The sequence below is a fragment of the Tahibacter sp. genome (assembly GCF_035481375.1).
In the GTDB taxonomy this organism is placed as follows: Bacteria; Pseudomonadota; Gammaproteobacteria; order Xanthomonadales; family Rhodanobacteraceae; genus Tahibacter.
Genome location: NZ_DATIGT010000004.1, coordinates 1 through 9,161 on the forward strand (window position 1 = coordinate 1; position 9,161 = coordinate 9,161).

Genomic DNA, 9,161 nt, shown 5'->3' on the forward strand with positions numbered 1-9,161 from the left:
CAGGGGTATCCAGTTTCGCAGCGGCGCACGTCGCGGGATATGCGGGAATTCACTCAGGCCGTTCGGGTGACGTCGACCAGCCCGTCTGCTGCAGCGTCGCAGCGGACCGGCCTTTGCCGCGGCGACACGGCACACGGTAGATCAACCCAGCGTAGCCGAGCATGCCGATGAGTATCAAAAGAGAGAATGACATGTATTCCACGTGGTGCAGGCTGGCGGCGTGTCGCGGCGGTCTGCGGCCGACGGGCGTAAACGCGCCATTCGTGCACGCGGCACGCGCGTAACGCCCGCATTAGAAAAGCCGGCCGCGGGGCCGTGCGGCGCCGGCACGAATTTACGCGGCGTTTACGCGCCGGGGCGGTCCTCGATCTAGTCCGTTTACGCCGCGGGCGCGGACACTTTTCCCGCTCCGACGGCGGAGTTGGTACGAGTCCATCAAACAATGACGTGTCTCGGTAAATACGGCCTGCGCGTGGCCGCGGCGGCGGGTCTGGTGCCTGCTTTGCCGGCGCCCGGCGCGGATTTCAGCGGCTCGCTCGCGCTGACGAGCGACTATGTGTTCCGCGGTATCTCGCAGACGAAAGGGAATGCGGCGCCGCAGCTCGGCGCGAAGGTGGCATTCGGCTCGGGCTTCTACGGCGCCGCGTGGGCGTCGGCCGTCGACTATGGCGACGCCGTCGGCAGCGACGCCGAAGTCGATCTGGTCGCGGGCTGGAACCGCACGCTGGCGCGGCGCTGGAACCTCGACATCAACCTCACGCGCTTCACGTATCCGGGGACGCGGGCGCCGCTGGATCTCGACTACAACGAGGTGATCGCGGCGCTGACGCTCGATCAGCGCTGGTGGGCGATGCTCGGCTGGTCCGAGAACGCGCTCGGGAGCGGCGGCCGCGGCGTCTATGCCGAAGTCGGCGCGAAGTTCCCGCTGAGCGACACATTTCGCATCGAAACGGTGGCCGCGAACTACGACCTCGACGGTTACGACGACAACTACCGCCGCGCGCAGGTGTCGGCGATCTACACGATCGGTCGCGCCGACCTGCGCGCGTCGGCGCATTGGACCAGCGACGGCGCGAAGCGGCTGTTTCCCGGCGTCGCCGGCAGCCGCGTCGAGGCGGCGGCCGCCTGGAATTTCTGACCCCGCGCCGCCCGCGGGCGGCTCCATGAAGGAGGCGCGATGAGCGCATCGACGATTTTCCTGTTGCTGCTGAGCGTCGTGCTCGGCGCATATCTGCTGGTCGCACTGCTGCGGCCGGACAAGTTCTGACCGGAGCGCGCCATGGCTGAAGTCATTTTGTTGCTCGCCGTGTCGGTGGCGCTCGCGTGGCCGCTGGGCCGCTATCTCGCGAGTGTGCTCAAGGGCGAGGCGAGCCGCGCCGACGCGATGTTTCTGCCGGTCGAAAGCCTGATCTACGGGCTGCTGCGCGTGGATCCGCAGCGAGGCATGACCTGGCGCGGCTATGCGCTCGCATTCCTCGCGAGCAACGTCGTGCTCGGGGTGTTCGCGTGGCTCGTCTTCCTGCTCCAGCACACGCTGCCGCTCAATCCCGACCACGTGCCCGGCATGCGTTGGGATCTCGCGCTGCATACGGCGATTTCGTTCCTGACCAATACCAATCAGCAGCACTACTCGGGGCAGGCGCAGCTGTCGTATCTGTCGCAGATGGTCGGCATCGTCACGCTGCAGGTTCTGACGCCGATGATGGGGCTCGGCATCGCCGCGGCGATGCTGCGCGGACTGTTCGGCGGACGCAACGCGGCGACCGCGCGTGACGGCGAAGCGCGCGATCTCGGCAATTACTGGGTCGATGTCACGCGGCTCACGCTGCGCGTATTCCTGCCGCTTGCGCTGCTGTTCGCGCTGTCGCTGACGATGCTCGGCGTGCCGGGCACGTTCGCCGGCGCCCGGATCGTGCGGCCGCTCGATCCGGGCGCGGGCATGACCGAGCAGGTCATTCCGGTCGGGCCGGTCGCGGCCATGGTCGCGACCAAGCAGCTCGGCACGAACGGCGGAGGCTGGTACGGACCGAACAGCGCCGTGCCGCTGGAGAATCCGACGCCGCTCGCCAACGCGCTGGAACTCATCGCGATCGTCGTGATGCCGATCGCGGTCGTGTTCATGCTCGGACCCTTCACGGGACGCCGCCGGCTCACGCCGCTCGTGTTCGGCGTGATGGCGACGCTGTCGCTGGCATCGATCGGTGCGTCCGTCCATTCCGAGCGGCAACCCAACGCCGCGACCGCGGGACTCGCGGCGCCCGGCCCGAATCTCGAAGGCAAGGAAGTGCGTTTCGGCGCGTCGGCCTCGGCGCTCTGGGCCGCGGTCACGACGCAGACCTCCAACGGTTCGGTGAATGCGATGCACGACTCGCTGAATCCGCTCGCGGGCACGGCCGCGCAGGTGAACATGCTCGTCAATGCGATCTGGGGCGGCATCGGCTGCGGCCTCGTCGGCCACCTCGTGTTCCTGCTGCTCAGCATCTTCATCGCGGGGCTGATGATCGGGCGAACGCCCGAGGTCTACGGGCGCAAGCTCGAAACCGGCGAAGTGCGGCTGCTGTCGTTCCTCGTCGTGCTGCAGAGCCTGACGATCCTCGGCTTCACCGCGCTCGCACTCGTGATTCCCGGCGTCGCCGGCAACTCCAACCCGGGCCTGCACGGCATCGCGCAGGTGTTCTACGAGTACACGTCGGCCTACGCGAACAACGGCTCGGGTTTCGAGGGACTCGGCGATGCCACGTATTGGTGGAACCTGTCCGCGTCCGCGGTGCTGCTGCTCGGACGCTATCCATGCCTGCTGATTCCGCTGATGGTCGCGGGTAGCCTCGCGCGCAAGCGCCAGGCGCCGCAGACCGCCGGCAGTCTCGACATCGAAAGCGTCACGTTCGGCGCGACGATGATCGCCGTCATCGTGCTCGTCACCGTGCTGTCCTATCTGCCGGTGCTCGTGCTCGGCACGGTCGGCGAGCAGTTGATGCTGGCCCACTCCTGAGGGACGAACCCGTCATGCAAACCTCCTCCCGTCATGGCATCAAGGCGCATGCGGCGCGCTTCACCGCGCAGACGCTGCGCGAAGCCGCGCGCGACGCGTTCGCGAAGCTCGCGCCGCTCACGGCGATGAAGAACCCGGTGATGTTCGTCGTGCTCGTCGGCACCGTCGTCGTCGCCGCGCTGTCGGCGCAGGCCGTCGCGAACGGAAAGCCGTGGCTGTACACGGCCGTCGTCGCGCTGATCCTGCTGGCGACCGTACTGTTCGCGAACTTCGCCGAAGCCGTCGCCGAGGCGCGCGGCCGCGGCCAGGCCGCGAGCCTGCGCACGGCGCGGTCGCAGCTTGTCGGCCGACGCTGGCGCAACGGGCAGTTCGACTGTCTTCCGGCGACGGAGCTGCGTCCCGGCGACATCGTCGTGGTCGGCGCCGGCGAGCAGATTCCGGCCGACGGAGAGATCGTCGAAGGCGTTGCCTCGGTCAACGAGGCGGCGGTGACCGGCGAATCCGCGCCGGTGCTGCGCGAGGCGGGCACCGATCGTTCGGGCGTGATCGCCGGTACGACCGTGCTGTCCGACGAAATCAAGGTGCGCGTCACGGCGCAGCCCGGCGAGAGCTTTCTCGATCGCATGATCGCGCTCGTCGAAGGCGCGCAGCGGCAGAAGACGCCGAACGAGCTCGCGCTGACCGTGCTGCTGGCCGCGCTGACGCTGGTGTTCCTGATCGTCGTCGTGACCTTGCCGGCGATCGGCAAATTTGCCGGCGTCCATATCGACGCCGTCGTGCTGATCGCGCTGCTGGTCTGCCTGATTCCGACGACGATAGGCGGGCTGCTGCCCGCGATCGGCATTGCCGGCATGAATCGCGCGCTCGAAGCGAACGTGATCGCGAAATCCGGCAAGGCCGTGGAGCTGGCCGGCGACATCGACACGCTGCTGCTCGACAAGACCGGCACGATCACGCTTGGCGATCGCCGTGCGACCGAGTTCATCGCGGTCGGCGGCGCGCGCGGCCCGGATCTGCGCGAGGCTGCGCTGCTCGCTTCGCTGGCCGATCCCACGCCCGAGGGCAAATCGATCGTCGCACTCGCGCAGGCGCAGGGCACGGTCGCCGCAGACACGGGCGCGTCGACGTTCCTGCCGTTCAGCGCCGAGTCGCGCATGTCCGGCGTCGACCTCGACGGCGGCCGCGTCATCCGCAAGGGCGCGAAGACGGCTGTCGTGGACTGGGCGCGAGCGCGTCAGGTTGCCGTGCCGGCGGATCTCGACGCGGCCGTCGACCGCGTCGCGCGCGGCGGCGCGACGCCGCTCGTCGTCGCCGACGGCAGCCGCGTGCTCGGCGTCGTCGCGCTGGCCGACGTCGTCAAGCATGGCGTGCGCGAGCGTTTCGCGCGGCTGCGTGCGATGGGCGTGCGCACCGTCATGATCACCGGCGACAACCCGCTGACGGCCGCCGCGATCGCGGCCGAGGCCGGCGTCGACGATTTCCTGGCCGAAGCCAGGCCCGAGGACAAGCTCGCGCGGATCCGCGCCGAGCAGGCGGCGGGCCGCCTCGTCGCGATGGTCGGCGACGGCACGAACGACGCACCGGCACTCGCGCAGGCCGACATCGGGCTCGCGATGAACTCGGGCACGCAGGCGGCCAAGGAAGCCGGCAACATGGTCGACCTCGATTCCGATCCGACCAAGCTGCTGTCGGTCGTCGAGATCGGCAAGCAGCTGCTGATCACGCGCGGTGCGCTGACCACGTTCTCGCTCGCCAACGACGTGTCGAAATACTTCGCGATCATTCCGGCCATCTTCGTCGCGGCGATTCCCGGCATGGCGGCGCTCGACGTCATGCGGCTGTCGGGGCCGGTCAACGCCGTGCTGGCCGCGCTGATCTTCAATGCGCTCGTGATTCCGGCGCTGATTCCGCTGGCGTTGCGCGGCGTCTCGTTCCGGCCGGGCAGTGCCGAGTCGCTGCTGCGCCGCAATCTGCTCGTGTTCGGCGTCGGCGGCGTCGCGCTGCCGTTCGTCGCGATCAAACTGATCGACCTGCTGCTCGCCGCCGTCGCCGGCGCGCGCTGAGCCGCTCATGGAGAATGTCATGAAAACCGCAAAGTACACTTCGGAACTCGACGACACCGGCGGCGGCATGCGGCCGGCGCTGGCCGGCAGCGCGCTGTTCATCGTGCTCTGCGGCCTGGTCTATCCCGCGGTCGCGACGGTGCTCGGCGGAGTGCTGTTCCCGCACCAGGCCAACGGCAGCCTCGTCGAACTCGACGGGCGCGTCGTCGGCTCGGCGCTGGTCGCGCAGCCGTTTGCCGACGTGCGCTATTTCCGGCCGCGTCCGTCGGCGGCGAACTACGATCCGACCGCGCTGTCCGGCAGCAATCTCGCGAGCAGCAACCCGGCGCTGCGCGAGCGCATGGCGGCGGACTCGGCGGCCGTCGCAGTGCGCGAAGGCGCGGCGCCCGCGGACATCCCGGGCGAACTCGTGACTGCGTCCGGTTCCGGCATCGATCCGCATCTGTCGCCGGCCGCCGCGCGGCTGCAGGCGGCGCGCGTGGCGAAGGCGCGCGGACTTCCGGTCGACGCGGTGAACGCGCTGATCCACGAACGCACCGAGCGGCGTACGCTCGGCGTGCTCGGCGAGCCGCGTGTGAATGTGCTCGAGTTGAATCTTGCGCTGGACGAGCGCGGGGCGAAGCGATGAAGCTGCTGCGTAGCGCAGATTGGTGTAAAGGAAGCCGTCTCGTTGCGCGAACGGGAAGGCGAAACCCATCCCCACTCATGCCTCCCGCTTGAAGGGGAGCGTTCCAACCGGCGCGCCTTGTTCCCGGTTCCCCATTCCCGATTCCCGGCTGAAGGCAATGCCCGAACCCACCGACAACGACCCGCGCCGCGCGAAAGCCGACGCGCTGCTCGACCGGATCGAGCGCGAGCAGGCCGGACAGCTCAAGGTATTTCTCGGCGCGGCGCCCGGCGTCGGCAAGACATTCGCGATGCTGTCGGCGGCGCGCGAGCTCAAGCGCCAGGGTGTCGACGTCGTCGTCGGCCTCGTCGAGACGCACGGGCGGGCGGAGACCGAGGCGCTGCTGGACGGGCTTGAGTTGCTGCCGCGCCGCGGCGGCGCTCCCGGCGGTCGCGCGCACGACGAATTCGATGTCGACGCCGCACTTGCGCGACGGCCGCCGCTGATCCTCGTGGACGAGCTCGCGCATCGCAACGTGCCGGGCAGCCGGCACGAGCGGCGCTATCAGGACATCGAGGAACTGCTGGCCGCCGGCATCGACGTCTACACGACGGTCAACATTCAGCACCTGGAAAGCCTCAACGACGTCGTGCAGCAGATCACCGGCGTGCGCGTCCGTGAAACCGTGCCGGACGCGTTCTTCGACCGCGCGAGCGATGTCGTCCTGATCGACCTGCCGCCGCGCGAGCTGATCGCGCGCCTGCGCCAGGGCAAGGTCTATCTGCCGGAACTCGCGGCGAGCGCGCTCGAGCGCTTCTTCACCGCGTCGAATCTGACCGCGCTGCGCGAGCTCGCGGTGCAGGCCGTCGCCGACCGCGTCGACGCGGACCTGCGCGAGTATCAGGTCGCGCAGGGCAGCGGACCGGTGCCGGTGCGCCGCCGCGTGCTCGCGGCGATCGACGGCAGCGAGAACAGCGACTATCTCGTGCGCGTCACGCGGCGCATCGCCGAGCGCCGGCATGCGCCGTGGACCGTCGCCTATGTCGATTCGGGCCGCAGCAGCGGCGACGCGGCGCACCGCGAGCGCCTCGATGCCGCGCTGCGCCTCGCGCGCCGTCTCGGCGCCTCGACCGAGATCCTGCGCGGCGTCGACGTCGTCGACGAACTGCTCGGCTACGCCGCGCGCAACAGCGTCGCGGCCATCGTCATCGGCCGCACGCGCGAACGGCCGTTCGCGCGGCTGTTCAACCGCACGCTGACGCAGCAGCTGCTGATGCGCGGCGCGCATTTCGAACTGACCATCGTCGCGACGCCGGTCGCGCGGGCGCGCTCGCGCCGCGCGCTGCAGCAGCCGAACAGGGCGCCGCTGCGCGACTACGGTTTTGCGCTGCTCGTGTCGCTCGCGGCGCTCGTGCTCGCACATCTGGCCGACCGCGTGCTGTCGGTGCCGAATCTCGCGCAGCTGTTCACGGTCGCTGTGCTCGTCGTCGCCGCGCGTTCGCGCATGAGCGTGGCCGTTTTCAGCGCGGTGGTCTGTTTTCTCGGCTACAACTTTTTCTTTGCGCCGCCGCGCTACACGCTCGCGATCGCGAACGGCGGCGATGCGCTGACCGTGATCCTGTTTCTCGCGACGGCGCTGATCTGCTCGCGGCTCGCGACGCGGCTGTCGCTGCAGGTGCAGATGCTCCGCGAGGCGAATGCACATGCCGGCATTCTCGGACGGCTCGGACGCGAACTCACGGCCGCGGCGGACGCGGGCCAGGTCGCGAGCATCGGCGCGCGGACGCTGGCGCAGGCGGTCGGCGCCGACGTCGCCGTGCTCATGCCGGACGCCGCGACCGGCACGCTCACCGTCGCCGCAGCAGTGCCGTCCGCGTTGGAACTCGGCATGACCGATCGCGCCGCGGCGGACTGGGCGCTGAGCCACGAACAGCCGGCCGGCCGCTATACCGACACGCTGAACGCGGCGACCTGCTGGCTGCTGCCGCTCAGCGAGGACGGCGTTCGCCTCGGCGTCGTCGCGATCCGCTTCGAGGCCGAGGAAACCGTGCTGTCGCCGCAGCGGCGCGATCTGCTGCAGGCGATCGCACACGACATCGCGCAGGCGCTGATGCGCACGCGGCTCGCCGACGAACTCGAAAGCGCGCGCGTGCAGGGCGAGACCGAGCGGTTGCGCGCGGCGCTGCTTGCATCCGTCTCGCACGACCTGCGTTCGCCGCTCGCCGCGATGCTGGGTTCCGCCGAGAGCCTGCAGCGCTACGGTTCGCGCGTGTCGGACGCCGAGCGCGGCGAGCTGCTCGACGGCATCGTGTCGGAAGGACAGCGTCTCGATCGCTACATCCAGAATCTGCTCGACATGACGCGCCTGGGCCACGGTACGCTGAAGCTCGCGCGCGACTGGGTCGCGATCGACGAAATCATCGGTTCGGGCATCCTGCGCCTGCGCAAGCTGTTTCCCGACGTGCGCGTGGAACGCGACGCGCCGGCGGGCGAGCTTCCGCTGCTGTACGTGCATCCGGCGCTGATCGAGCAGGCGATCTTCAATATTCTGGAAAATGCGGCAAAGTTCTCTCCGCCCGGCGCGCCGGTGCGCGTGCGCGCCGAGGCGGCCGGCGGCGAAGTCCGCATCGACATCGTCGACGCGGGGCCGGGCATTCCTCCGGAGGAACGCAGCCGCATCTTCGACATGTTCTACTCCGTCGAGCGCGGCGATCGCGGCAAGCAGGGCACCGGGCTCGGGCTGTCGATCTGCCAGGGCATGATCGGCGCGCACGGCGGGTCGGTCGAAGCCCTGCCCGGCGACGATGGCACCGGCACGACGATCCGCATCACGCTGCCGGTGGCCGGCGCCGCGGCGCCGGCGCCACCCGACGAGGACGCCTGACCGGCCCGCCGGCCGACCTTTCGCGCCGCCGCGCTGCCGCTGAACGGCGGAATCCTGCCGCTCGGCATCGCGAGGGCGGTGCGCAGCCTGGACCATCGCGGGCCGCGACTATACTGGGCGCGGATTTCGACCCTGGGGTTCGCCATGTTCCAGTTTCCGCGTATCGGTCTGCTGCTCGCCCTGAGCACCCTGTCGTTCACCGCACTGGCTGCTGAAGCGCCTGCCGACCTCGGCCGCAAGCAGACCGTCGGCAAGCAAGGTTCGACATTCGAGCACTACTGCACCGAGATGGAAGACGTGCAGTTCGTCGGCAACGACAACCGCATCGAGACGCGCGGTCCGTGCAATTCGATTCTCGTGCAGGGCTCGGGCAACGTCGTCGACGTGCAGTCGCTCGCCGCGCAGATCACCGTGAACGGTGACAACAACAAGGTGACCTGGCCGCCGGCAGACCGTCCGAAGCCCGCGACCAAGGTCAGTGGCAAGAACAATGTCGTCGAGCAGGTCCGCGCGCAATAACCGCCCGCACCGGCGCACGAAGACAAACGGCTCCGCCTTGCGGAGCCGTTTTTCGTTGCGCGGGTTGCGCGGCGCCTGCCGGCGGGCTCACCCGAG

The 9,161-nt window shown here is 69.4% G+C and carries 7 protein-coding genes; all 7 read left to right on the forward strand.

Annotation, left to right across the window (positions count from 1 at the left end):
• Nucleotides 1-442: 442 nt before the first annotated feature.
• The 7 genes from VLF18_RS00100 (at nucleotide 443) to VLF18_RS00130 (ending at nucleotide 9,065) form a co-directional block, all read left to right on the forward strand.
• On the forward strand, nucleotides 443-1,138 hold the full coding sequence (locus tag VLF18_RS00100; protein ID WP_325277572.1) for a TorF family putative porin: 696 nt from the start codon (nucleotides 443-445) through the stop codon (nucleotides 1,136-1,138).
• A gap of 39 nt (nucleotides 1,139-1,177) precedes the next feature.
• The gene (gene kdpF, locus VLF18_RS00105) at nucleotides 1,178-1,267 is read left to right on the forward strand and encodes a K(+)-transporting ATPase subunit F (protein WP_325277573.1); all 90 of its coding nucleotides are present in this window, start codon (nucleotides 1,178-1,180) and stop codon (nucleotides 1,265-1,267) included.
• A gap of 12 nt (nucleotides 1,268-1,279) precedes the next feature.
• Complete coding sequence (gene kdpA / locus VLF18_RS00110) at nucleotides 1,280-2,992, forward strand: potassium-transporting ATPase subunit KdpA (protein ID WP_325277574.1); 1,713 nt, start codon at nucleotides 1,280-1,282, stop codon at nucleotides 2,990-2,992.
• Nucleotides 2,993-3,006: 14 nt separating this feature from the next.
• Nucleotides 3,007-5,055, forward strand: a complete 2,049-nt coding sequence (kdpB, locus tag VLF18_RS00115) for a potassium-transporting ATPase subunit KdpB (protein ID WP_325277575.1) — start codon at nucleotides 3,007-3,009, stop codon at nucleotides 5,053-5,055.
• A gap of 19 nt (nucleotides 5,056-5,074) precedes the next feature.
• Nucleotides 5,075-5,683 (forward strand): potassium-transporting ATPase subunit KdpC, encoded by a 609-nt coding sequence (kdpC, locus tag VLF18_RS00120; protein ID WP_414717162.1) that lies wholly within the window; start codon nucleotides 5,075-5,077, stop codon nucleotides 5,681-5,683.
• Nucleotides 5,684-5,840: 157 nt separating this feature from the next.
• A complete protein-coding gene (locus VLF18_RS00125) occupies nucleotides 5,841-8,546 on the forward strand; it encodes a sensor histidine kinase KdpD (protein WP_325277576.1) in 2,706 nt (901 codons plus the stop codon).
• A 144-nt stretch (nucleotides 8,547-8,690) separates the two neighbouring features.
• Nucleotides 8,691-9,065, forward strand: coding sequence for a DUF3060 domain-containing protein (locus VLF18_RS00130; RefSeq protein ID WP_325277577.1), 375 nt, complete (start codon nucleotides 8,691-8,693; stop codon nucleotides 9,063-9,065).
• The last annotated feature ends 96 nt before the right edge of the window (nucleotides 9,066-9,161 follow it).

What these genes read in the sequence shown, in the direction of transcription:
- VLF18_RS00100 (WP_325277572.1), top strand. Translation starts at nt 443, where the DNA reads ATGACGTGTCTCGGTAAATACGGCCTGCGCGTGGCCGCGGCGGCGGGT.
- kdpF (WP_325277573.1), top strand. Translation starts at nt 1,178, where the DNA reads ATGAGCGCATCGACGATTTTCCTGTTGCTGCTGAGCGTCGTGCTCGGC.
- kdpA (WP_325277574.1), top strand. Translation starts at nt 1,280, where the DNA reads ATGGCTGAAGTCATTTTGTTGCTCGCCGTGTCGGTGGCGCTCGCGTGG.
- kdpB (WP_325277575.1), top strand. Translation starts at nt 3,007, where the DNA reads ATGCAAACCTCCTCCCGTCATGGCATCAAGGCGCATGCGGCGCGCTTC.
- kdpC (WP_414717162.1), top strand. Translation starts at nt 5,075, where the DNA reads ATGAAAACCGCAAAGTACACTTCGGAACTCGACGACACCGGCGGCGGC.
- VLF18_RS00125 (WP_325277576.1), top strand. Translation starts at nt 5,841, where the DNA reads ATGCCCGAACCCACCGACAACGACCCGCGCCGCGCGAAAGCCGACGCG.
- VLF18_RS00130 (WP_325277577.1), top strand. Translation starts at nt 8,691, where the DNA reads ATGTTCCAGTTTCCGCGTATCGGTCTGCTGCTCGCCCTGAGCACCCTG.